The sequence below is a fragment of the Streptomyces thermoviolaceus genome (assembly GCF_045209695.1).
GTDB lineage: Bacteria > Actinomycetota > Actinomycetes > Streptomycetales > Streptomycetaceae > Streptomyces > Streptomyces thermoviolaceus.
In genome coordinates, this window is the sequence record NZ_CP109280.1 from 3,906,957 (window position 1) to 3,930,098 (window position 23,142).

General features: G+C 71.6%; 22 protein-coding genes and 2 tRNA genes. 10 read left to right on the forward strand and 14 right to left on the reverse strand.

Annotated features, from left to right (window positions below):
• Window positions 1-75: 75 nt before the first annotated feature.
• Complete coding sequence (locus OG899_RS17135) at window positions 76-600, reverse strand: GNAT family N-acetyltransferase (RefSeq protein WP_406311079.1); 525 nt, start codon at window positions 598-600, stop codon at window positions 76-78.
• On the reverse strand, window positions 581-1,876 hold the full coding sequence (locus tag OG899_RS17140; RefSeq protein ID WP_206345843.1) for an XRE family transcriptional regulator: 1,296 nt from the start codon (window positions 1,874-1,876) through the stop codon (window positions 581-583). The genes OG899_RS17135 and OG899_RS17140 overlap by 20 nt, the downstream gene beginning before the upstream one ends.
• 201 nt (window positions 1,877-2,077) lie before the next feature.
• On the opposite strand from OG899_RS17140, the gene OG899_RS17145 reads away from it, so the two are divergent.
• On the forward strand, window positions 2,078-2,491 hold the full coding sequence (locus tag OG899_RS17145; protein ID WP_168132216.1) for a recombinase family protein: 414 nt from the start codon (window positions 2,078-2,080) through the stop codon (window positions 2,489-2,491).
• Window positions 2,492-2,845: 354 nt separating this feature from the next.
• Here OG899_RS17145 and OG899_RS17150 read toward each other — a convergent pair whose 3' ends face one another.
• Window positions 2,846-3,874: an SEC-C domain-containing protein gene (locus OG899_RS17150; protein ID WP_406311080.1), complete on the reverse strand. Its 1,029-nt coding sequence runs from the start codon at window positions 3,872-3,874 to the stop codon at window positions 2,846-2,848.
• Window positions 3,875-4,081: 207 nt separating this feature from the next.
• On the opposite strand from OG899_RS17150, the gene OG899_RS17155 reads away from it, so the two are divergent.
• The 3 genes from OG899_RS17155 (at window position 4,082) to OG899_RS17165 (ending at window position 6,342) form a co-directional block, all read left to right on the forward strand.
• Window positions 4,082-4,402, forward strand: coding sequence for a DUF6412 domain-containing protein (locus OG899_RS17155; protein WP_125499028.1), 321 nt, complete (start codon window positions 4,082-4,084; stop codon window positions 4,400-4,402).
• A gap of 189 nt (window positions 4,403-4,591) precedes the next feature.
• Window positions 4,592-5,317, forward strand: coding sequence for a YidC/Oxa1 family membrane protein insertase (locus tag OG899_RS17160; RefSeq protein WP_125499029.1), 726 nt, complete (start codon window positions 4,592-4,594; stop codon window positions 5,315-5,317).
• A gap of 167 nt (window positions 5,318-5,484) precedes the next feature.
• On the forward strand, window positions 5,485-6,342 hold the full coding sequence (locus tag OG899_RS17165) for a fumarylacetoacetate hydrolase family protein (protein WP_125499030.1): 858 nt from the start codon (window positions 5,485-5,487) through the stop codon (window positions 6,340-6,342).
• Between the two features lie 51 nt (window positions 6,343-6,393).
• On the opposite strand, the gene OG899_RS17170 is transcribed toward OG899_RS17165, so the two are convergent.
• The 3 genes from OG899_RS17170 to OG899_RS17180 all read right to left on the reverse strand — a co-directional run bounded on the left by OG899_RS17170 (window position 6,394) and on the right by OG899_RS17180 (window position 9,161).
• A complete protein-coding gene (locus tag OG899_RS17170; RefSeq protein WP_125499031.1) occupies window positions 6,394-7,272 on the reverse strand; it encodes an LLM class F420-dependent oxidoreductase in 879 nt (292 codons plus the stop codon).
• Window positions 7,273-7,590: 318 nt separating this feature from the next.
• The gene (locus OG899_RS17175) at window positions 7,591-8,082 is read right to left on the reverse strand and encodes a heme-degrading domain-containing protein (protein WP_168132213.1); all 492 of its coding nucleotides are present in this window, start codon (window positions 8,080-8,082) and stop codon (window positions 7,591-7,593) included.
• The gene (locus OG899_RS17180) at window positions 8,079-9,161 is read right to left on the reverse strand and encodes a Gfo/Idh/MocA family oxidoreductase (protein WP_125499033.1); all 1,083 of its coding nucleotides are present in this window, start codon (window positions 9,159-9,161) and stop codon (window positions 8,079-8,081) included. The genes OG899_RS17175 and OG899_RS17180 overlap by 4 nt, the downstream gene beginning before the upstream one ends.
• A 221-nt stretch (window positions 9,162-9,382) precedes the next feature.
• On the opposite strand from OG899_RS17180, the gene OG899_RS17185 reads away from it, so the two are divergent.
• The 5 genes from OG899_RS17185 to OG899_RS17205 all read left to right on the forward strand — a co-directional run bounded on the left by OG899_RS17185 (window position 9,383) and on the right by OG899_RS17205 (window position 14,134).
• Window positions 9,383-10,573 carry an ROK family transcriptional regulator gene (locus tag OG899_RS17185; protein ID WP_125499051.1) on the forward strand — a complete coding sequence of 397 codons (1,191 nt, stop codon included), beginning with the start codon at window positions 9,383-9,385 and terminating at the stop codon, window positions 10,571-10,573.
• Window positions 10,574-10,835: 262 nt separating this feature from the next.
• The gene (locus OG899_RS17190; RefSeq protein WP_125499034.1) at window positions 10,836-11,615 is read left to right on the forward strand and encodes an HAD-IIA family hydrolase; all 780 of its coding nucleotides are present in this window, start codon (window positions 10,836-10,838) and stop codon (window positions 11,613-11,615) included.
• Window positions 11,616-11,894: 279 nt separating this feature from the next.
• Window positions 11,895-12,230, forward strand: coding sequence for a hypothetical protein (locus OG899_RS17195; RefSeq protein WP_189427978.1), 336 nt, complete (start codon window positions 11,895-11,897; stop codon window positions 12,228-12,230).
• Between the two features lie 15 nt (window positions 12,231-12,245).
• The gene (locus OG899_RS17200; protein WP_125499036.1) at window positions 12,246-13,007 is read left to right on the forward strand and encodes a class F sortase; all 762 of its coding nucleotides are present in this window, start codon (window positions 12,246-12,248) and stop codon (window positions 13,005-13,007) included.
• An 83-nt stretch (window positions 13,008-13,090) separates the two neighbouring features.
• Window positions 13,091-14,134: a glycoside hydrolase family 6 protein gene (locus OG899_RS17205; RefSeq protein ID WP_168132211.1), complete on the forward strand. Its 1,044-nt coding sequence runs from the start codon at window positions 13,091-13,093 to the stop codon at window positions 14,132-14,134.
• Between the two features lie 77 nt (window positions 14,135-14,211).
• Here the strand turns inward: OG899_RS17205 and OG899_RS17210 are convergent, their stop codons facing one another.
• The 3 genes from OG899_RS17210 to OG899_RS17220 all read right to left on the reverse strand — a co-directional run bounded on the left by OG899_RS17210 (window position 14,212) and on the right by OG899_RS17220 (window position 18,677).
• Complete coding sequence (locus OG899_RS17210; protein WP_168132210.1) at window positions 14,212-16,149, reverse strand: kelch motif-containing protein; 1,938 nt, start codon at window positions 16,147-16,149, stop codon at window positions 14,212-14,214.
• Window positions 16,146-18,206 (reverse strand): glycosyltransferase family 2 protein, encoded by a 2,061-nt coding sequence (locus OG899_RS17215; protein WP_125499039.1) that lies wholly within the window; start codon window positions 18,204-18,206, stop codon window positions 16,146-16,148. The genes OG899_RS17210 and OG899_RS17215 overlap by 4 nt, the downstream gene beginning before the upstream one ends.
• A gap of 397 nt (window positions 18,207-18,603) precedes the next feature.
• Window positions 18,604-18,677: transfer RNA gene (locus OG899_RS17220), tRNA-Lys, on the reverse strand.
• 185 nt (window positions 18,678-18,862) lie between these two features.
• Here OG899_RS17220 and OG899_RS17225 point away from each other — a divergent pair.
• A complete protein-coding gene (locus OG899_RS17225) occupies window positions 18,863-19,468 on the forward strand; it encodes a lytic polysaccharide monooxygenase (RefSeq protein ID WP_125499040.1) in 606 nt (201 codons plus the stop codon).
• Between the two features lie 265 nt (window positions 19,469-19,733).
• Here OG899_RS17225 and OG899_RS17230 read toward each other — a convergent pair.
• The 5 genes from OG899_RS17230 to ehuB form a co-directional block, all read right to left on the reverse strand.
• Window positions 19,734-19,807: transfer RNA gene (locus OG899_RS17230), tRNA-Lys, on the reverse strand.
• 262 nt (window positions 19,808-20,069) lie between these two features.
• Window positions 20,070-20,852, reverse strand: coding sequence for an ectoine/hydroxyectoine ABC transporter ATP-binding protein EhuA (ehuA, locus tag OG899_RS17235; protein ID WP_125499041.1), 783 nt, complete (start codon window positions 20,850-20,852; stop codon window positions 20,070-20,072).
• Complete coding sequence (ehuD, locus tag OG899_RS17240) at window positions 20,842-21,492, reverse strand: ectoine/hydroxyectoine ABC transporter permease subunit EhuD (RefSeq protein WP_125499042.1); 651 nt, start codon at window positions 21,490-21,492, stop codon at window positions 20,842-20,844. The genes ehuA and ehuD overlap by 11 nt, the downstream gene beginning before the upstream one ends.
• The gene (ehuC, locus tag OG899_RS17245; RefSeq protein ID WP_125499043.1) at window positions 21,489-22,217 is read right to left on the reverse strand and encodes an ectoine/hydroxyectoine ABC transporter permease subunit EhuC; all 729 of its coding nucleotides are present in this window, start codon (window positions 22,215-22,217) and stop codon (window positions 21,489-21,491) included. The genes ehuD and ehuC overlap by 4 nt, the downstream gene beginning before the upstream one ends.
• Window positions 22,214-23,137: an ectoine/hydroxyectoine ABC transporter substrate-binding protein EhuB gene (ehuB, locus tag OG899_RS17250; protein ID WP_168132208.1), complete on the reverse strand. Its 924-nt coding sequence runs from the start codon at window positions 23,135-23,137 to the stop codon at window positions 22,214-22,216. The genes ehuC and ehuB overlap by 4 nt, the downstream gene beginning before the upstream one ends.
• Between the last annotated feature and the right edge of the window lie 5 nt (window positions 23,138-23,142).

Genomic DNA, 23,142 nt, shown 5'->3' on the forward strand with positions numbered 1-23,142 from the left:
CGGAGCTGCGCCCGATGGTGGGAGCCGCTTCTGCGCGTTTGCTGGAGGGCCTTCGGATGGGCCCGCAGCCGCTCCTTACCTGTGCAGGTCGCGGAGCATGACGGCGAAGTTCGGAGAGTCGGGGAACGGCTGCCGGTGGCCCACTTTGCGGTATCCCCATGTCTCGTAAAGCGCCTGCACCTTGGGGTGGTCCGGGTCGACCAGGAGTACGGCCAGCGCCTCGGACCGGTGTGCCAGCAGGGCCGTGTGCAGCCGTGCGGAGATGCCGGTCTTACGCCACGCGGGGCGCACCATCAGCTCGGATACGGCGAACGTTGACGGGTCGGCCGGCGGCTCGGGCAGATGCTCGCGCCACCATTCGCGGCCAGGGACGGCTGGGGCGCCATAGGCGAAGCCCACCGGTTCACCGTTGTCGTAGCCGATGACGCATGCGAATCCGGGGCGGGATCCCCAGTGGTCGACGAACCAGGGGAACCGCTGAGTGAACTCGTCGTCCATCGCGTCTGCGTAGGCGTCCGCATGCACGTCCAGCAGTGTCTGTCGGATCGCCGGTAGGTCGTCGTGGCCGAAGTGGCGCAGCTCAACGGCAACCGTGCTCATGGGGACTCCATTCAGTTCGATAGCGGTCGGTCCACTCGTGCGCGATGCGCGCGGTGGGTGCGCGTGTGATCAGGTCACGCTGGAAGTCGCCGAGGAGCCGGCGCATCCGGCCGGGGAGCGGGTGCCCGGCCATGATGGCGAAGACGTCACCACTAGTGGCGCATGCCTGTTCCACGTCCCCTTGGTGGAGCTGGGAGAGCGCGAGGCACGCGGTGGTGTAGGCGCGGTTGCGGCGGTATGTCGTGGGCAGCGCGGTGAGCGCTTGGTGGTACGCGGCCTCTGCCTCGGCAGGATCACCGGTCTGATCACGCACGATGGCGCTCAGGCAGTGCAGCTCGGCCGGGCCGTAGAAGGCGATCCATGGCGCCCGCGGCTGTGCAAGGTCAGCCTTTTCCAACAGGGTTTCGGCGCGGCCGAGGCAGCGCAAGGCCTCGTGCCGGTCCCCGCGGTAGGCGAAGCCAACGGCGGTCCGGGCGTACGCCAGGGAGGCGTGTAGCGGACTGCGGCGGGCACCAGCTGTCGTCAGCATGGCCTGAGAGGCTGCCACCGCCTCGCCGTACTCCTTGCGCTGCCGGGCGAGCATGGCCCGAAGATTCCATACCTGCATGGTCATGTCGGAGTCCTGGGCGAGGCCCGCGAGGGTCAGGGCACGATCGAGGTGTCTGCTGGCAACGTCAAGCTGTCCAGCGTCGATCGAAGACCATGCGGCGGTGGCAGTGAAGTCTGACGCGAGGGCAAGCAAGCGCTGCCGTACGCGCTGAGTAGTGGACTGCCGCTGAAGGGTGAGCGCCTCAGCAGCGCCGGCCAGGGCTGCCTGAGCGAGGGTGCCATGCCCGCCGCGGTCCGCGTCGAGGGCGACGAGCCGTTCACCATGCTCCCGCAGCCGGATGATGTCTGCCGTTCCCACGCGGGATGGTGCGGCGAGGAAGGGCACGGCGACTGCGGCAGCGGCATGAGTGGCCGCGCCGCAAAACTCGCGACGAAGCACCTTGGACTCCTCTGCTGGGGAAGCTGAGACGGACGTGCGTTTCCCTCGAGGCACGAACCCGAGGGCCGTGATGGAGCGGCCTGTCACAGCCTCCAGGGCTCGGCGCTGGCGTTCCTGGGGCCACCGGCTCTCTCCAGACAGCCACCGGAACACGGTGCGCTCCGACGTGGCGCCCTGGCGTCCGGTTAAGTCGCTGATGGCGTGGTTGACCGCGTCGGCTAGTTCACTGGCTGTCATCTGGTGCTCAGTCAAAAACGCGGCCAAAGCGGCGTTTCTGGTTGTCGCCATGAACCCACGGTAGGCAATGGCTGCGATCTCAAAAAGTAAAGGGCAGGTCAATTCGTCAGTATGAGGTGCGATAGCCCGGGCCTCTTCGTCATACCGTGCGCCTGGTGATGTGAGGTTAGGTGACGTGTAACGGCCTTGTCGCGCCCCTGGCTCGAACGGGGCGCGACAGGGGCTTCAGCTCATTCACCTGTTGAGGCAGTGATGACCACAGCGAGCACGACACAGGACCAGGACACCGCTCCTGCCAACCTGGCTCCTACCCCGGCCGTGCTGTACGTGTGTGCGGAACGCGGCCATCGGATGCCCAGCCTGGCCGTGCAGCGCGCTGAGCAAGAAGGCCGCGCCTTCGCGTTGAAACACGGACTGAAGATCACAGCGGTGATCACGGACCTACACGGCACGGCAGACCCCTGTCAGCGCGAGGGGTGGCTGCGGGTACGAGACATGGCCACGGCTGGTTCGGTCGGTGTCGTGATCGTCCGGTGGCCTGCGGTGATTGCGCCCGACCCGTGGCACGAATTGCGGTACCGCGAGATTCGCTGGCTAAGAGACCGGGGCGTAAGGGTGTGCTACTCGTGGGCACCGCTGGCAGCAGGAACTGGTGAGATCAAGTGAGCACCGCTCGCCGCCTGCTCCATCGCGGCCACCCGCGGCTGGGCCGCACTGTGGAGGACACCACGACCGGACGCCGCGGGATCCTGAGGGCCATCGCCCCCGGTGGTGACCGGCCCCAGCCGGTCACCTGGCTGATACCGGTAGGCGGAGGCACAGAGGGGACCACCGACCCGGACACGCTCGCCAACCCAGCGCCCAATACACCGGTCACGCACCCCAAGCAGACACGGTAAGCGGCCCGCCCTCACCGGGCGGCGCCGCGCTGGCGTGGGAGACCGCTGAGGCGGATTTCAGCAGTCTCCTGTTCGTCCTACTCCCAGGCCTCGGTCTCTCCCAGGCCTCGGTCTGGCAGATCTACGAGACCGGTTCGGGAGGTGTGCCATGACACTCCCCATACGTCTTCCCCGTCCCGCACCAGCATTCCGCTCCCTGTTCCGGGGGCCAGGGCACCGCGCGGCCGCGGGCGGCCAGGGTGGTGGCGTACTGGGGCAGCAGGGTCGCGTCGGTCGGGGAGGTGCCCTCCGCGGCGGCGAAGGCCTCGTAGGAGGGGACCGTGCCGCTGACGATGCCCAGGTTGGAGGTGCCGGAGGCGGACAGTTCGCGCAGGGCGGCCTCTATGGCGTCCAGGTGGGCGGCGTGGGAGGGGTACTCCGAGGCCAGGGACGGGTACGAGGCCAGCAGTTCGTCGAGTTCGGTGGCCGACCAGTGGAGGACCGCGACCGGGAACGGGCGGGACAGGGCCTGACGGTAGGCGCCCAGCTCGGCGCGCAGGCGGGTGATCTCGGCGCGCAGCTCGGCGGGGTTCTCCGAGCCGAGGGACCACACGCGGGTGGGGTCGTGGAGTTCGTCCAGGGACACCGGCAGGGTGTTGACGGAGTCGGCGAGGGTGTCCCAGGTGTCGTGGTGGGCGCCGAGCTTGCGGCGGACCCGATGGCGGCCGAAGAGCAGCGGGTGGGTGGCCTGCGGGGGGTGCTCGGTGTCCGCGATCAGCAGCTCCGCCGCCTCGGTGAAGGTCGAGTGCGCGGCGTCCAGCTCGTCGTGGGCCTCCAGGGCCTCGGCGACGATCACCCAGGGGGCGGGGTCGCGCGGGGCGGTGGTGCGGATGCCGTCGATGATGGCCCGCGCCTCGGCGGCGTGGCCGTACTCCCACAGGTTGGCGGCCTTCAGGGCGCGCACCAGGTGGGGGTTGTCCAGGTCGTCGGGGGAGGCAAGCAGGCGGTCGTAGAGGGTGGTGGCGGCGGTGCGGTCGCCGGAGACCTCCAGGTGGGCCGCGGCCCGGAGCAGCAGGGCCTCGGCGTCCTCGGGGTAGAGCGCGGCGGTTCGTTGCAGGCGGGCCGCTTCCGCGGCGTGGTCGACGTCGGCGGCGGGGGTGTCGGGGCGCATGGGGGACACCGTACTGCGGGTCGGTGACGAACGTCATGGAGCTGCACCATCGGGGGAGGGGAGGTCTCCGTGGTCGGCTTCTCCGGCCGGTGCTGTGTGTGGGCAGGGGCAGCCCCTCCCGGTGGATGCCGCCGATCAGGTATAACCGTCGCAAGACGTGAAGCGAGAGCGACATCGAGCACGAGACGGAGAGAGGGGGGAGCCGGTGTGATCCGTGACCGGGTCGTCGCGCGGCTCGCCCCCGTGCTGCTGAGCCTGTTCCTGCTGGTGCAGCTCGCGCTGCTCGGCTCGGGCAGCCTCGCCGCGAGTGTCGCGCTCGCCGCGACCGCGGCCGCCGAGGCCGCGCTCGTCACCTGTGCGCTGTTCGCCGCGTGCCACGCCCCCGCCGTGCCGCCCACCCGGGTGCGCACCGCCATCCGGGACCGGGCCCGGCGTACGGCCTTCCTGCCGCAGCGCGATCCCGACGCCCCGGGCCGGCGCCGGCCCCGGGCACCCGGACGTGTCCTTCCGACGGCCGTCGCCGCGTAGGGGCACGCACCCTTCCCTTTCACCTTCACCGCTTTGTGTCGCGTGACCCACGCGGGTCGGCTCGTCATGCCGCTTGTGTCCTCACCTCGGTGACGCATGCCCCCGGCCTGCCGGCCGATGGCCCCCTCGGGGCCCTGCGGGGGCGTGTGCGCGCCGTGCCGCACGACGAGACCCCTCGGAGGGCTCTTCATGTCCGCGTTCTTCTCGTTCATCGCCCACCTGGTCGCGCACCTCGCCGCCCTGCTCCAGCCGGTCTTCCACGCCTCCGCGGCCGCCGCAGCGATCGTCCTGTTCACCGCCCTGGTCCGCCTGCTCGTCCATCCGCTCGCCCGGGCCGCCGCCCGCGGGCAGAAGGCGCGGGCCGCTCTGCAGCCGCGGATCGCCGAGCTGCGCAAGAAGTACCGCACCGATCCGAACCGGCTGCAGCAGGAGGTGCTCGCCCTGCACGCCGAGGAGAAGGTCTCCCCGCTGTCGGGCTGTCTGCCCGGCCTGCTGCAGCTGCCGGCGTTCTTCCTGCTGTACCACCTGTTCTCCAGCACCACGATCGGCGGTGAGACCAACGAGCTGCTCGGGCACCGGCTGGGGGCGGCGCCGCTGGGTGGGCGCTGGGCCGACGCGCTGGCGGACGGCGGGCTGTTCGGTGCGCCCGGGCTGGTCTACCTCGGGCTCTTCGTGATCGTGGCGGTCGTCGCCACATTCACCTTCGTCCACACCAGGCGGAGCACGGCCGAGTCCCTGGCCGCGGCGGCGGGCTCGGGCGAGCAGGTTCCCGGGCTCGGCGCCGTCGGCAGGGTGGTGCCGCTGCTGTCCTTCACCACGCTGGTCACCGTGGCCGTGGTGCCGTTGGCCGCCGCGCTGTACGTGGTGACCAGCACGACGTGGACCGCGGTGGAGCGGGTGCTGCTCCAGCGGTGAGCAGGGGCGTCGGACGCCGACGTGGGCGGCCGGGGTGCCGGTGGGCCGGGATGGCCGTGTGGGCCGGGACGGTACCGGCCGGGCATGTGGTCCGGCAGGCGAACGGGGGTTGCGGCTCGGGCGCCGGGTGTGGACGATCGACCGGTCGATCGAGGGAGATGAGGATCATGAAGCTGCTGCGCGTCGGTGAGGCGGGTGCCGAGCGGCCGGCGCTGCTGGACGACGAGGGCATCCTGCGCGACCTGTCCGGCATCGTCCCGGAGATCGACGGCGGTCTGCTCGCCGACGAAGCGGCCCTCGGCCGGATCCGGGCCGCCGCCGGGTCCGGGGAGCTGCCCGCGCTGGACGCGGACGGGCTGCGGATCGGGCCGCCGCTCGCCCGGATCGGCAAGATCGTGTGCATCGGGCTGAACTACCACGACCACGCCCGGGAGACCGGGGCCGAGCCGCCCGCCGAGCCGGTGATCTTCTTCAAGGCGCCGGACACCGTGGTCGGGCCGAACGACACCGTGCTCGTGCCGCGCGGCTCCACCAAGACCGACTGGGAGGTGGAGCTGGCGGTCGTCATCGGGCGTACGGCCCGCTATCTGGAGTCCGCCGAGGAGGCGCTCGCGCACGTCGCCGGGTACACCGTGTCGAACGACGTCTCCGAGCGGGAGTTCCAGATGGAGCGCGGCGGCACCTGGGACAAGGGCAAGAACTGCGAGACGTTCAACCCGCTGGGGCCCTGGCTGGTGACGGCCGACGAGGTGCCCGATCCGCAGAACCTGCCGCTGAGGCTGTGGGTCAACGGGGAGCTGAAGCAGAACGGCACCACCGCCGAGCAGATCTTCCCCGTGGCCGAGGTCGTCCGCTACGTCAGCCGGTTCATGACCCTGTATCCCGGTGACGTCATCAACACCGGCACCCCGGCGGGGGTGGCCATGGGGCGGCCCGAGCCCAAGCCGTATCTGCGCGCCGGTGACGTGGTCGAGCTGGAGGTCGGCGGGCTGGGGCGGCAGCGGCAGCGGGTCGAGAACGCCTAGCCGGAGCCGGCCGCCGGCGTCGTCCTGGCGCGTGTGCCGCCCCGTGCCGGGTCAGGCCAGCAGCGCGGCCAGGCGGCGCCACTCCTGCACCGGCAGCGCGTCCTGGTCCTCGGCGTCGGTCACCACCTGCACCACCACATGGTCCGCGCCGGCCGCACGGAACTCCTCGATGCGCTCGCGGATGCGGGACTCCGAGCCCCAGGCGAACACGGCGTCGATCAGCCGGTCGCTGCCGCCGCCTCGGACGTCGTCCTCGGTGAAGCCCAGACGCAGGAAGTTGCTGGTGTAGTTCGGCAGCTGCAGGTACATCGCGAGGTAGCCCCGGGCGACGGTACGGGCCCGCTCGGCGTCCTCCTCCAGGACCACCTTGAACTCCGGCGCCAGCAGCGGGCCGGAGCCCAGGATCTCCCGGGCCCGCGCCGTGTGCTCCGGGGTGACCAGGTAGGGGATCGTGCCGGCCGCCCGGTCGCGGGACAGCTGGAGCATCTTCGGGCCCAGCGCGGCCAGCACCCGGCGCTCGACGGGCACCCCGGCCGCGTCGAGGGCGTCCAGGTAGGCGACCATCGCCGAGTACGGGCGGCGGTACTGCTCGGCGAGCTTGGCGTGGCTCACGCCCAGGCCCAGCACGAACCGTCCCGGATGGGCCGCCTCCACCTCGGCGTAGCCGGCCGCGCTGTCCTCGGCGGTGTAGTCCCAGATGCTCTGGATGCTGGTGCCCACCACCAGCCGCTTCGTCGCCTGGAGCAGCGGGGTGGCGTGACGGGTGGCGCTGTTGCCGCCGAGCCAGACCGCGCCGAACCCGAGTTCCTCCAGTTCGGCGGCCGCCTCGGCGATGGCACCGCGCCGGGCCGGGTCCTCCGAGCGCAGACCGACGTTCCAGATGCCGTACCGCCCGACCTGTTCCTTCACCGAAGCTGGCGTGTCGCTCATCGTTCCGATCCCTCCGGGTGGGGTGGTGACGTGATCACTTGCGGGTACAGCCAACCCCAACCGGGGGCCCGGCGCCGGTAATTCCCCGGCGGGTCCGGGGGTCTTTCGTCCGGATCGTGTCCGGGCAGTGCCGGGGCCGACCGGGCTGCCGTCCTCGACCGTGCCGGGTCCGCCGGGACCTGCCGTCCGGACGGGGACGGCCGGGACGGTGCCGTGGTCCGGACGGCAGGGCTCGTACGGACGGGATCCGACACGGACGGGATGCGACACGGACGGTTCCGGCACCGACGGCCATCCGACACGGACGGGCCGAACGGGTCAACGGTTCAGGAACCTCTCCAGGGCCTCCACCACCAGGCGGTGGTCCTCCACCTGCGGCAGGCCCGACACCGTGACCGCGCCGATCACGCCGACGTCCCGCACGGTGAGGGGGAAGGAGCCGCCGTGCGCCGCGTAGCGGTCCGGGTCCAGCCGGGACGACTCCTCGAAGGTCGTGCCCTTGGCGCGGAACCGGGCGCCCACCAGGTAGGAGGCGCAGCCGTAGCGTTCCACCACCCGGCGTTTGCGGGCGATCCAGGCGTCGTTGTCCGGGGTGGAGCCGGGCAGCGCGGCATGGAAGAGCTGCTGGCCTGCCCGGTGGATGTCGATGGCGACCGGTGCCTGCCGTTCCCGGGCCAGCTCCACCAGCAGACAGCCCAGCGCCCAGGCGTCGTCGTGGGTGAACCGGTCGAAGACCAGGCGGCTCTCCTGCTCCTGCAGCTCCTCGATGCCGGGAGCGTCCTGTTGCTGGTGCGGGGCGGGAGGGGTCACAGCGCCACCACCACACCGTCGCGGGCCGAGCGGCGGGCCGCCTCCAGCACGTCCAGGGCGGCGGCCGCCTCCAGCGCGGTCACCGGGTTCGGGGCGCCCTCCCGCAGGGCGGCGGCCACGGCCGCGTAGTAGGCGGGGTAGTCGCCCGGCAGGGTGGGCACGGGGGTGCCGCCGCCGGTCACCGGGGACTCACCGGCACCGAGCCGGCCCCACAGTGCCTGCTCCTCCTCGCCCCAGCCGTCCGGGCCCGGGCGCCGGCCCTCCCGCAGCGCGGCCTCCTGCGGATCCAGGCCGTACTTGACGTAGCCGGCCTGCGAGCCCAGCACCCGGAAGCGCGGGCCGAGCTGGGCGGCGGTGGCGGAGACGTACAGGTGGGAGCGGACGCCGCTCGCGTGCGTGAGCGCGATGAAGGTGTCGTCGTCGGTCTCGGCGCCCTCCCGGCGGATCAGCGCCTCGGCGTACACATGGGTGACCGGGCCGAACAGGACGAGGGCCTGGTCGACGACGTGACTGCCGAGGTCGTAGAGCAGACCGCCCAGCTCGGCGGGGTCACCGGACTCCCGCCAGCCGCCCTTCGGCCGCGGCCGCCACCGCTCGAAGCGGGACTCGAACCGCCACACCTCGCCCAGCTCGCCGTCCGCGAGCAGCTTGCGCAGGGTGAGGAAGTCGTTGTCCCAGCGACGGTTCTGGAAGACCGACAGCAGCAGCCCGCGCTCCTCGGCGAGGGCGGCCAGGTCGCGCGCCTCGGCGGCCGTGCCCGCGACGGGCTTGTCCACGACCACCGGCAGGCCGGCCTTCAGTGCGGCCGTGGCGAGGGGGACGTGGGTCTTGTTCGGGGAGGCGACGACGATCAGGTCCAGTTCGTCGGCGCGGGCGAACAGCTCCTCGGGGGCGGAGGCCAGGCGGACGTCCGGGAACTCGGCGCGGGCCTGCAACTGCCGTTCCTCGTTCGAGGTGACGACCGTGTCGAGGGTCATCCCCTCGGTCGCGGCGATCAGGGGAGCGTGGAAGACCGAGCCGGCGAGGCCGTAGCCGATCAGGCCGACGCGGAGGGGAGTGCCAGTGAGAGGGCCAGTCATGCCTCCCACTTTCGCAACGCTGTTGCAGAAGTGCAAGCGCGGGGGACAATGGGGGCGTGAGCAGCGGGAAGCAGACGGTGGGCGTGGCAGATACGGCCGGCCCCGCGGACAGCGGGCGGGGTGTGGTCGGCCCTGCGGACACGCGGGAGGCGGCCGGCCCCGCGGACGGGCCGGACGCGGCCGGGGCCGTCGTGCGCGGTGCGGTCGGCACGCCGGGCGGCATGCGGGCGGAGGGAACGCCGGGCGGTGTGCGGGTGGCGGGCACGGCGGGCGGCCGGAGCGCCGGGGCGAACCTGCTCGCCCTGCGCAGCCACAACACCGCGTTGGTGCTGGACCTGCTGCGGCGGGCCGGTACCGAGGGCATCAGCCGGCAGGAACTCGCCGAGGGCACCGGCCTGACCCCGCAGGCGGTGAGCAAGATCACCGCGCGGCTGCGGGAGCGGGGCCTGGCGGCCGAGGCGGGACGCCGGGCTTCCACCGGGGGCAAGCCGCCGACCGTGCTGCGGCTGGTACCGGAGGCCGGGCACGCCGTGGGGGTGCACGCCGACCGGGACGAGCTGCGGGCCGTGCTGGTCGACCTGAACGGGACCGTGGCCGCGGAACGGCGCGCGCCGCTGGACTTCGCGGCCGGGGCGGAGGCGGTCGTGGAGCGGGTGGCCGCGGAGGCCGAGGCGCTGGCGGCCGAGGTGTTCCCGGCCGCGGCAGCGCACGGGGACGCGGACGGGCCGGCTCCGCTCGCGCGGGTGGACTCCCTCGTGGGGGTGGGTGTGGCACTGCCCGGACCGCTCGACCACACACGGGGCGTGCTGCACCGGGTCACCGGCTTCCCCGAGTGGGACGGCTTCGCGCTGCGGGACGCCCTCGTGCGGCGGCTCGGGGTGCCCGTCGCCGTCGACAAGGACACCAATGCCGCCGCGCTCGGTCTGGCGGTCGCCGGCGCGGGCGACTCCTTCGTCTATCTGCACCTGGGCACCGGTCTGGGCGCCGGGCTGGTGATCGGCGGGAGCGTGCACCGGGGGGCGCGCACCGGTGCGGGCGAGTTCGGGCACCAGGTGATCCAGCTCGACGGGCCGCCGTGCGGGTGTGGGGACCGCGGCTGCCTGGAGGCGCTGTGCCTGGCGGCCGTGGCCCACGGCCGGACGGCGGAGGCGGCGCGCGTGCTGGGCACGGGGGCCGCCAACCTCGTCGCGCTGCTGGACATCGACCTCGTGCTGCTGGGCGGCCGTACGGTCGCGGCGGCCCCCGAGGAGTTCGTCGCCGGCGTGAGCGCGGTGCTCGCCGCGAGGGCCCGGCGTGAGGGGCTGCGCCAGGAGGCGGTGCCGGTGCGGACGGCGCCGGGCGGAGGGCGCGCGGTGGCCGAGGGCGCGGCACAGCTGCTGCTGGGGCCGGTGTTCGGGCGCGGCGACGGCTGAGCCGTACCCCGACGATCCGCACCGCGACGAACCACACCACGACGAACCGCACCGCCCACACCACGACGAACCACACCACGACGAACCGCACCGCCCACACCACGACGAACCGCACCGCGGTGAACCGCACGGTGATCCGCACAGCGACGAACCGCACCGCGAGCGGGTCCCGCCGCGGGTGCGCCACTAGGCTGAGCCTGCCGGTACGCCGTGGTTCCGGCGTCCTCGGCCGACGACCGCACGCATGCCAGGAGACCCACGCATGGCAGACCGCAAGCCCATCGACTCGTGGCTCACCGACATGGACGGTGTCCTGATCCACGAGGGGGTGCCGATCCCCGGTGCCGACGCCTTCCTGAAGAAGCTGCGGGACTCCGGCCGGCCGTTCCTGGTGCTGACCAACAACTCCATCTACACCCGGCGCGACCTGCATGCCCGGCTGCGCCGGATGGGCCTGGACGTACCGGAGGAGAACATCTGGACCTCCGCGCTGGCCACCGCCCAGTTCCTCGCCGACCAACGGCCCGGCGGCAGCGCCTACGTCATCGGCGAGGCAGGGCTGACCACCGCGCTGCACGACGTCGGCTACGTCCTCACCGACCACGACCCGGACTTCGTGGTCCTCGGCGAGACGCGCACCTACTCCTTCGAGGCCCTGACCAAGGCGGTGCGGCTGGTCAATGCCGGTGCCCGGTTCATCGCCACCAACCCCGACAACGTCGGCCCGTCCACCGAGGGCGACCTGCCCGCCACCGGCTCCGTCGCCGCGCTGATCACCGCGGCCACCGGCCGCAAGCCCTATTTCGTCGGCAAGCCCAACCCGCTGATGATGAGGGCCGGGCTGAACGCGATCGGCGCCCACTCGGAGACCTCCGCCATGATCGGCGACCGCATGGACACCGATGTGCTGGCCGGTCTGGAGGCGGGGATGCGCACCTTCCTGGTGCTCACCGGGGTGACGCAGCCGAAGGACATCGACAGCTTCCCGTTCCGGCCCTCCCAGGTCGTCGACTCGATCGCCGACCTGGTCGACCTGATCTGACCCGGTCCGGGCCCGCCGACCCGTTCCTGCCCGACCCGTTCCCGCCCGATCCTTTTCTGCCCGATCGGTTCCTGCTCGGCCCGTCCGATCCGGCCCGGTCCGCCCCCTCGTGATCGGGTCGGGCGATCAGGCCGTCGCGTGGGGCGCCGCTCCGTTGCGCCCTGCGTCCACGCGCGATCCGTCCCGTCGCGCCGCCGTCACCCGGACGGCTCAGCGGCCGCCCGGCCGCGGATGCGCTCCCGCGTCCCGGCGGGTGTGCTGGGACCCGGAGGTCTCACCATGGGTTCAGCGCGCCTGACTCTCTGTGCCGGTCTGCTGCTGGCCGGCGCCGTGGCCGTCGCGCTCGGCCCGGCCGACGGTGTCCGCGCGGCCGGCCGGGCCGGACGGGACACCGTGGCGCTCCCGTCCGTCGGTGCCGCCGGCCTGCCCGCCCCCGCCGGACCGCGCACCGCCGCGTCCGCTTCCCCGTCCGCCCGGCCGGCCGCGGACGGGCCGGGTGTCGTCGAGGCGGTGACCGGGCTGCTCCTGGCCGGTGCCGCCACGGCGGCCGTCCTCCTCCTGCCGCACCGGCGCGGCGGCGCCACCGGGCGCGACCGGGACCGCACCGAGGACTGAGGAGGGGGCGGGACGATGACCGACACCGCACACGGGGCCACGACCGACACCGTGCACCGCGCCACGACTGACACAGCTCACCGCTCGGCGCCCGGCACCGCACACCGCGGCACCGCGCACCCGCACCGCGCCGGCGGCCGGCTCCTGGCCGGGCTGGCTTGGACGGTGCTGCTGCTCGGGGTGTGGACCTGGGGCGGCGACCTGGCCGACGGCGTGGGGCACGCGCTCGTCGGTCCCGCCACCGGGGACATGGCCGCGGTCGGCCGGCCCGCGCAGGACCGGCTGCCCCCAGCTGCTCCGCCGCAGCCGGACGCCCCGGCGCCCCGGCGCGTGGAGGTCCCCGGCCTCGGCATGAGCGCCCCCGTCACCGCGCTCGCCTCCGACGCACCGAGTCGGCTCGCCCCGCCGCCCGACGGCCGGGCCGCCACCACCGTGGGCTGGGACGCCACCGGGGTGCGCCCCGGCGCACAGGGAGCCGCGCTGCTGATGGGACGTTCCGACACCGGCGGCCGGCCTGCCGCGCTGCACGCGCTGCCCTCGGTGCGGCCCGGCCAGACGGTCCGGGTGGTCCAGGACGGCGGCCGCACCGCCGACTTCACCGTCGACGCCGTCACCACCGTGCCCGCCGCACGCCTGGCCGGGCGGCTCGCCGAGGGGGCGCGGCCGGGCCGGGCCGAACTGCGACTGATCGCATGCGCCGGCACCTTCGACCCGGTGCACGGTGGTTGCGCCACGAACGTCCTCGTATCGGCGTACCTCACCGGAACCGGCGCGTAAGTCCGTCCCGCCTGGCAGCATGGAACCCGGCCAGGTGGGCCGACCGGATCACGCCGAGCACACCGGGGGACAGGGGGAGTCGTATGGACGTCAGCAGGGGGACCCGCGCACGCTTCCTCGCCGCAGGGGCACGAGCCTGTGCGACCGCACTGGGAGCGGCACTGCTGGCCGCCGGGTGTTCCGCGGGGGAGGGCCGGGGACCCGACGACGACAAGAGCCGTGCCGCCGCGATCACCCAACAACCCGAGGGGACCGACCCGTTCTGGGTCAATCCGGACAGCCAGGCGGCCCGTCAGGTCGCCGCCTATCTCAAGGAGGGCCGGACGGCCGACGCCGAGCAGATCCGCAAGATCGCCGAGCAGCCGACCGCGGAGTGGATCGGCCCGGAGCATCCCGAGCAGGAGGCACGCGGCTTCACCGAGGCCGCCGACAAGGCGGGCCGGATCGCGCTGCTCGTGCTCTACAACATCCCGCACCGCGACTGCGGCCAGTACTCGCAGGGCGGCGCGTCCGACGGCGACGCCTACCGCGCCTGGGTCGACGCCGTGGCCCGCGGTATCGGCGACCGCCCGGCCATGGTGATCCTGGAGCCGGACGCGGTACTGCACCTGGTGGACGGCTGCACCCCGGAGGAGTTCGAGGAGGAGCGCTACGACCTGCTGCGGGGCGCGGTGGACACGCTCACGGCGCTGAAGAACACCACCGTCTACCTCGACGCGGGCAACGCCGGCTGGGGGCATCCGGACGAGATCTACGAGCCGCTGCTGCGGGCCGGCGCCGACCGGGCCGACGGCTTCGCGGTGAACGTCGCCAACTTCTACTCCACCGAGGACTCCCTGGCCTACGGCAAACAGCTGTCGGAGCGGCTGGGCGGCAAGCACTTCGTCATCGACACCAGCCGCAACGGCAACGGCCCCTACACCGGCGGCGACCCGGACGAACGCTGGTGCAACCCGCCCGGCCGGGCGCTGGGCGAGGCCCCCACCACGCGGACCGCCGACCCGCTGGTCGACGCCTACCTGTGGGTCAAGCGGCCCGGCGAGTCCGACGGCACCTGCAAGGGCGGCCCGAAGGCGGGGGACTGGTGGCCGCAGTACGCGATGGAGCTGGCCCGGGCCGGCAAGTGACCGCCTGACGGCACGACAGGCGGGCGCCCTCCGCGCGCTGCGGAGGGCGCCCTCGCACGTCGTCTCCTACGCGGCCGTTACGGCACCTTCACCCACTGCGCCTTGCTGGGCGTGCCCTGGTCGTCGACGACGAACAGCATGTACCAGCCGGACTGCACCAGGTTCCGGTTCTTCGGCATCGTCACCGTGATCTTGTCGCCGGAGGTGCGGAAGTCCAGGGCGATGGACCGCTGGTCCACGTCGGTGACGTGGGTGGTGGAGCTCGGCCGGATCAGCCGCACCTTCTCGATGGTGGCGGCGTGCTGCGAGGTGAAGGTGCCCGACGTGCCGCGGGCGATGGTCTGCGGGCCGCCCGACAGCGACGGCCGGGAGTCCCGGTACAGATACGGCGGGGTGTAGATCTCGATGCGCTGCTCGAAGGTGCCGGGCTTGGTGTTGGCCTTGTCACCGAAGAGCGAGTCGGACCCGAAGAACATCACCCGGCCGTCCGGCAGCAGGATCGACCCCGCGTGGTAGTTGCGGCCCACCAGCGGGTCGGCGACCCGACGGAAGGTGTTGGTGGCCGGGTCGTACAGCCGGGCCTGCAGGATGTTGGAGTCGCTGCGGCCCCGGTAGTCCTCCGAGCCGCCGGAGACCAGCACCGTGTCGTCCGGCAGGATCGAGGCCTGCGGATAACGGGTGCCCTTCTCCAGCGACGGGCCGTCGGTGAAGCGCGGGTTCTTCTCCTTCAGATCCACCAGCCGGGTCTTCTTGCTGGACAGCTTGGACTCGCCGACGCCGCCCCCGCCGATGACCAGGAACCGCTCGTCCTGCGCCGGCGGCAGCATCACCGTGGCCGAGGTCTCCATCATGGTGGCGTCGCTCAGGCCGGGGATCTTGGTGAAGGCGTTGGTCTCCACGTCCCAGATGCCCGGGTCGCGGCCCACGTCGGCCGGGCCGTAGCCGGCGTTCGACCCGGAGTAGAAGATCTTGCCGTTCTGCAGCAGGAACAGCGCCGGGTAGGTGGGGAACTGCCGGGTCTTCTCCGTGTAGGTCCACTTCTTGGTCTTCGGATCGAAGATCTCGTTCTTCCCCGGGACCAGCTGGCCGATGTCGTCCAGGCCCGAGACGCTCAGGATCCGCCCGTCGCTCAGCGTGGTGAGCGTCGGGTACCAGCGCGCCTCGTGCATCGGATCGACCTTGATGTACTTCTCGGCCACCGGATCGAACTCGTAGGCGTCCCGGATGCCCTGGAAGTCCTTCTTGTCCAGGGCGAGTTTCTGCGCGATGCCGTAGGTGTTGCGGGCGTCGACGCCGGTCAGCCCCTCGACCCGGTAGTTGTCCTCGGTGCCCGTCGCGTACTTCGGGCCGCTGCGCTCCGCCTCGACGTAGATCCGGCCCAGGCCCGGGGTGTTGCCGAGGAACTTGCCCGTCTTCTTGTCGAAGTTCTTCTTCGCCCGCGGCACCAGCACCGGGTCCTTGGAGACGAACGTCTTGCCGTTGGCCTTCCCCGTGAACCGGGTCCCGGCGGGCAGGGTGATCGGCTTGTCCGGGTTCTCGTTGTGGACGATCATCAGGCCGCCGGCCTTGGTGACGTCGCCCTTCAGCTTCTCGTACCGCTTGGTGCCGCCCGCGATGAGGATCTTGCCGTCGGACAGCTGGGTGTGACCGGTGCAGAACAGGTCGTTGGGCGTGGGCACCTTCTTGATCGTGCCCTTGACCGGGTCCCAGATGCGCGAGTCGAACTTCTTGGCGTCGAAGTTCTTCTGGTTGTTGCCCGAACCGGCCACCAGCAGCACCTTGCCGGTGTGCAGCAGCACGGCGTGGATGGTGTTCTGCCGGTACTCCTCGGGGAACTCGACGATCTCCCAGTGGCCGTTGGCGGCCTTGTACCCGGGCTCGTTGATCCTGTACTGGTGATAGCGCTCGGTGGCGAACCGGTACAGCCACGGGCCGTTCATCCCGGCCAGGGCGAGCACCACCACGGCGCCGATCCCCACCCGGCGGGCACGACGCAGACCTGCCTTGTCCCTCACTTGTGACCACCTCCCGCCGGACCCAGACCGCCGAGCGCGATCTGCATGGTGTGCTCACCGGTTCCTTCCGCGCTGCGGCGTCCCTCGCCGGGACCGGCCCAGCTGGGCCGGCGCACCCGCGCGGGCTCCGCGAGCGCCGGCGGTTCCGCCTCCCGCGGCTCTGCGATGCCGGCGGAGGCTGCCGCGGGTGCGGGGGCGGGGGATGCGGGAGCAGCGGCAGGCCCGTCGGATGCCGGGACGGCGGCGGGCTCGGCCGCCGGAGCACGCCGTTCCTGCCGCAGCGTCCAGGCCCAGGTGACGATCGGCGCGGCGGTGATCAGCAGCGCCAGGGACGCCCACGTGATCATCGCGGGATGGGAGTGTCCGAACACGAATCCGGCGATGGCGGAGCCGCCGAAGACGAGGATGAAGAACCAGTGGACGCGGAAGGTGCCGAAGAGCGTGTCCGGGCTGGCCGATTCGCCCTTCGGCGTCACCACGAACGTGCTCTTGCGGCGCAGCACGGCGTCCATCAGCGAGCGGGCGTAGATGGGCGCGGACAGGGCCGACATCACCATGCCGGCCACCCCGCCCGACCCCTCCGGCTCGTGCGGGGAGACGTTGTGCCGGCGGTTCCACACGTACAGGCCGATCTGCAGCGCGGAGGCGTTGCCGTACAGCATCAGCCACACCGTGGGGTCGATGTTCACGCCCGAGGCGCCCAGGCCCAGGAACAGCGCGCAGCTCAGCGCGGCCAGGACCCAGTTCAGGGCGGACATCGGATAGAAGGTGATCATCATCGTGTAGTTGAAGAGACGGCCCGGCGGCAGCGTGAAGATCCCCTTCCAGTACTGCTTGAGGATCGTCTCGTAGGTGCCCCGCGACCAGCGCAGCTGCTGGGTGAAGAAGTCCGTCCAGGCGTTCGGGCCCTCGCCGACGGCGAGCACGTCCGGGGTGTAGACCGACTTCCACCGGCGGCCCGTGGCGGGGTTCTTGGCGCGGTGCATCTCGAAGCCGGTGGCCATGTCCTCGGTGATCGAGTCGTACAGGCCGCCGATCTGCTTGATGGCGCTGATCCGTACGGCGTTGGAGGTGCCGACGAACATCGGGGCGCCGTAGCGGTTCCCGGCGCGCTGGATCAGGGCGTGGAAGAGGAACTGCTGCGACTCGGCGGCCTTGGTGACGAAGGCGTCGTAGTTGCCGTAGACCTGCGGGCCGATGACGAAGCCGACGTCCGGGTCGCGGAAGTAACCGAGCATCCGCTCCAGGTAGTTGGGGAGCGGTACGTGGTCGGTGTCGACGGAGGCGAAGAAGTCGTACTCGTCGCCGTGCGCCTCCAGCCAGGCGTTGTAGTTGCCGTGCTTGGTCTTGGCGCGGTGCGGGCCGCTGGGCTGGTTCCAGCGGGCGACGCCCTTGCGGCTGAAGTGGTGCACGCCCAGGCGTGCGCAGACCTTCTTGACCTCCTCGTCGTCGCCCTCGTCCAGCAGCCAGACGTGCATCACACCCCGGTGCCGCAGCCGTACGGCCGCCTGCAGGGTCTTCGTCACCATCTCCAGCGGTTCCTTGCCGGGGACGTACGTGGTGAGGAAGGCCACCCGGGTGCCGGCCTCGGGCACCACCGGCACGGGGTCGCGGGCGACGAGCGTGGCGTGCGCGTTGGACAGCACGTTCACGCAGCGGAAGAACTCGATCAGTCCGATCGAGACCAGCATCACGATGTCGAGCGCGGGCAGAAACCCGTACTGCGGGTACCGGCGCTCGGTCCAGTGGTCCGGCTGCAGCAGCCAGCCCAGCAGCACCAGGGACAGCAGCGGTGCCGCGCACAGCATCAGCGTGACCCGCACCCGGTGCGGTTCCTGCGCGAGCAGGGAGCGGTAGCGCACCCGGTAGGGCCGGTCCGGGTCCGGCTGGGTGAGCGGGCCGGCCAGCCGGCTGTAGTGCTCGTAGTCGTATCTCGGCAGGCTCTGCCTCAGTCTGCGGAGACTTCCGGTGTCCCCGGACCGGTGCGGCGGCACCCGCAGCCGGGCCGTGGCGGACGGACCGGGCTGCTGCCGGGCGCCCGTCGGCGTCGACGTCATGAGTCATCCCCCCACACGCGAGTCAGCGCGCGTGTCATCGGTGTCGTGCCGGTTGCATGGCTGCCCCCCTCGGCAGCCGTCGACGCGTGGCAGCCCCTTCTGCTCACACATCGGACCATCGGCTCAAACGGCCTTTCGAACCCCCCAACAGCCCCCGGCATCCCCCAACTGCCGCGCACCGGCGGCATCGTGGCATCCAGGGTTCTACGGTGTTCGTCTTGATCGCAAGATGCGAAAAACGGAGTTAACCGCTTATCGGTGCGTAGGGCGTATGTGGGTACAAACGTGCGAGAGGTGTCGGGGTGGCGGCCGTCGGGCGGGGTGGGGGGTGCCCGGGGCGGGGTGGCCGGACAGAGCGAGAGGCCCTCCGTGTGGACGGAGGGCCTCTCGGTGTCGGTGCGCCGCCAGGGACTCGAACCCCGGACCCGCTGATTAAGAGTCAGCTGCTCTAACCAACTGAGCTAGCGGCGCTCGCTGACGTCCTCAACTCTACAGGACGCCGGAGGGTGCTCCCGACCGGTGTCCGGGGGCGTGCGGTGTGACGGTCGTCATGGCGGTCGCCATTGGTATGGACATGACTAAGAGAAGCCAATACTGTGGTCTTGGTCTAGACCAGAACTCCCAGGAACTTCCCCACAACGTCCAGGAGCGGTCACATGCGCACCAAGGCCAAGCTGTCCGCGGCCGTGCTGGGTCTCGCCACCGCCGGGGCCCTCGTCCTGTCCACCGGGACCGCCAGCAGCCACGGGTACACCGACCTTCCCCCCAGCAGGCAGTACCTGTGTGCCAACGGCACCGTGGCGAACTGCGGTGACATCCAGTGGGAGCCGCAGAGCGTCGAGGGCCCCAAGGGCTTCCCGACGGCCGGTCCGGCGGACGGGCAGCTGTGCTCGGGCGGCAACAGCCGGTTCTCGCAGCTCGACGCCCCGCGCACCCCCTCGGGCGGGGCCTGGCCCACGACCAAGGTCACCGGCGGCCAGCAGTACACCTTCCAGTGGCAGTTCACGGCCCGGCACGCCACCACGGACTTCCGGTACTACATCACCAAGCAGGGCTGGAATCAGGACCACGCGCTGACCCGCGCCGACCTGAACACCACCCCGTTCCTGACCGTGCCCTACAACGGCCAGCAGCCGCCCGCCACCCTCAGCCACACCGGCACCCTGCCGACCGGGCTGAGCGGGCACCACGTCATCCTCGGCGTCTGGACGATCGCCGACACGGGCAACGCGTTCTACACCTGCTCGGACGTGGAGTTCTGATCGCGGCGCGGGCCGTGGAAGCGGCCCGCGCGCCGAAAGGGCCCTCGGCGTACGAGGGGCCTTTCCTCCGTCCAGGCGGCCTTCGTCGTCCTCGTCCCGCCCGGATGTGCCGCGTCTCACAGCAGCCCGGTGCGGCGGCCGTGAGCGGGTGGGGCGGGCGGCGCCGGCGTGAGCGGCCCGCGATGCGGCGTGCCCTCGGGTGCACACGGGCAAGGCCCGGATCCCGTCCCGTGACCGGGACAAGAGCCGGGCCTTGCCTCTCAGGTGCGCCGCCAGGGACTCGAACCCCGGACCCGCTGATTAAGAGTCAGCTGCTCTAACCAACTGAGCTAGCGGCGCGTGACCTGTGCCGTCCGCTTCCCGCGGCCAGCGACGAAGAAAATACTACCTGGTCTTCGGGGGTGCTCCTGACCACCGCCCGCCCACCGGGTCCGGGATCCCGGCCGGACGCTATCCCGTTTCGGAGCGGCACCCCGGGCCGCGGCACGGCGCGGCCGATGCCGCCCGCCGCACCGAGGCCCCGCGCCGGTGCCCGCACCGGCCCTGCGCCGGTGCCCGCACCGGCCCTGCGCCGGTGCCGCCGTCCGTCACAGCACCGTGTTCACAGCACCGCGCTGAGGAACTGCCGGGTGCGCTCCTGCTCCGGCTCGCCGAAGATCTTCTCCGGCGGCCCGGACTCCACCACCCGGCCGGCGTCGAACATCAGCACCTGGTCCGAGATGTCCCGGGCGAAACCCATCTCGTGGGTGACGCAGAGCATCGTGATGTCCGTGCTGCGGGCGATGTCCCGCAGCACGTCCAGGACCCCGGCGACCAGCTCGGGGTCGAGCGCACTGGTCACCTCGTCCAGCAGCAGCACCTGCGGGCGCATCGCCAGGGCCCGGGCGATCGCGACCCGCTGCTGCTGGCCGCCGGAGAGCTGGGAGGGCCGGGCGCCGGCCTTGTCGGCCAGACCCACCAGGTCCAGCAGTTCCCGGGCACGGGCCTCCGCCTCGTCCTTGGACAGCCCGAGCACGGTGACCGGCGCCTCGGTGATGTTGCGCAGCACGGTCATGTTCGGGAACAGGTTGAAGTGCTGGAAGACCATGCCGATCTTCTTGCGGATCTCCCGCACCTTCTTCTCCGGCGCCGGGAAGAGCTGGTCGCCGTCCACGGTGATGATGCCCTCGTCCGGCTTGGTCAGGGTCATCAGCAGCCGCAGGATCGTGGTCTTGCCGGAGCCGGACGGGCCGATCAGGGTGACGTGCTTGCCGGCGGCCACGGAGAAGTCCAGCCCGTCGAGGACCGTGTGGCCCCCGAACCGCTTGGTGACGTTCTCGAGCCGGATCAGCTCCGGCGTCGCGGTCGGCGTGGGGTCGGGATGCTTGACGGTGTCAACGGACAAGACGACGCTCCAGTGCTCGAAGGAGGAGGGAGGCCAGGTAGGAGACGAGGATGAAGGCCACACCGATCACGGTCAGCGGCTCGGTGAACTGGAAGTGCTGCTGGGAGAACAGCCGTGCCTGCCCGAGCATCTCCAGCACGGTGATCGCCATGAGCATCGGCGTGTCCTTCAGCATGGAGATCACGTAGTTGCCGAGCGCCGGGACGACCCGGCGGATCGCCTGCGGGAGGATCACCGCCGTCCAGGTCCGTCGGCGCGGCAGGTTCAGCGCCACGGCGGCCTCCCACTGGCCGGTCGGCACCGCCTCGATACCGGCGCGATAGACCTGCATGGTGTACGTCGAGTAGTGCAGGCCGATGGCGAAGACGCCGGTGGTCAGCGCCGAGAAGGTCAGCCCCCACTCGGGCAGCACGTAGAAGAGGAAGAACAGCTGCACCAGCAGCGGCGTGTTCCGCACGAACTCGGTCACCGCGCCGACCGGCCACCGCACCCACCGGGTCGGCGCCCGCATCAGCAGCGTCCACACCAGGCCGAGGACGAAGGAGATCACCGAGCCCAGCGCCAGCGCCTCCAAGGTGACCAGCAGCCCGTCCCAGAAGTGCGGCAGAAATGCGCGTACCGCGCCCCAGTCCCAGGTCATGCCGCACCGCCTTCCGCGACCCCGACCCCGGTCGTCCGCGTCTTCTTCACCGTGCGGGTACCCGAGGCGGCGCCGGGCGCCTTGCCCACGCCGCGCTTGAGCCGCCTCTCAAGACCACGCATCACACGGGTCAGCAGGAAGGCGATCACGAAGTAGATCAGCAGGATGTACGTGTAGATCTCGGCGCTCTGCTGCAGGGCCAGGCGGACCAGGTTGCCGCTGAACGCCAGGTCGCCCATGCCCATGATCGACACCAGCGAGGTGCCCTTGAGCAGCTCGACCAGCAGGTTGGAGAAGGGCGGGATCATCTCCGGCACCGCCTGCGGCAGCAGGATCAGCCGCATCCGCTGCCAGGGCGTGAAGCTCAGCGCGATGCCGCCCTCACGCTGCGCGGGGTCCACCGCGTTCAACGCACCGCGCACGATCTCCGAGCCGTACGCCCCGTACGTCAGCCCGAGCGCCAGGGTGCCGGCCCACATCGGGACCAGCTGCCAGCCGAAGGCGGGCGGCAGCACGAAGAACACCCAGAAGATCATCACCAGCGCGGAGGTGCCGCGGAACACCTCGGTGTAGAAGCCCGCCACGAAGCGGACGATCCACAGCCGGTGGGTGCGGGCCATGCCGACCGCGAACGAGACGACGGTGGCCAGCAGCGCGCTGTAGACCAGCAGCTGGATCGTGGTCCACACGCCGTGCAGGACGAGTTCCCAGAGTCCTGTGGTCATCCGCCGCACAGCTCCTTCGCGGTCAGGTCCGTCATCTCGTCCTTCGTGAAACCGAAGGGCTGGAGGATGCGGAGCAGCTCGCCGCTCTGCTTCAGCTTGCGCAGTTCGGCGTTGAACGCGTCCCGCAGCCGGGTCTCGGTCGGCCGGAAGGCGAACGCGCCTCCGTCGACGTGCGGCTTGCCGTCGACGAGCGGTGCGAACGACTCGGTGACCTCGGCCTTCGTGGACTTCTTGACCACTTCGCGGGTGGTCAGCGCGGTCCCCGCGAACACATCCACCCGTCCGGCCTCCACGGCGTTCAGGCCGGCCACCTGGTCGGGGACGATCAGGATGTCGCTCTCCTTGTAACCGGCCTCGACCGCGTACTGGATCTCGGCGTAGCCGGTGCCGGTGGCGAACCGGGCCTTCTTGCGCACCACGTCCTGGTAGTTGTGCAGGCCCAGCGGATTGCCCTTGCGCACCACGAAGGAGTCCAGCATCTGGTAGTCCGGGTCGGCGAAGAGCACCTGCGCGCAGCGCTCCGGGTTGACGTACATCCCGGCCGCCACCACGTCGAACTGCTGCGAGTTCAGCCCCGGGATCAGCGAGCCGAACTCGGTCGGCACCGGCTGCACCTCCGCCACGCCGAGCCGCCGGAAGATCACCCGGGCCAGCTCGGGGGCCTCCCCGGTCAGCCGTCCGTCCTTGTCGATGTACCCGAAGGGGATCTCGCCCGCGATACCGAGCCGCACCACGCCCTGGGCGCGCAGCCGGTCGAGCAGATCGCCGCCGCTGCCCGCGGCCGCCGTGGGCACGCGGGAGCAGCCCGCCGCGCCCAGCGCGCCGAGCGCCGCGACCCCCGCGAGCAGCGATCGGCGGCTGGGCCGGGGTACCCGTCTGTGTGCGGTGTGTCCTGATTCTGCAGCCAGTGGTGGAGCCATGGGCG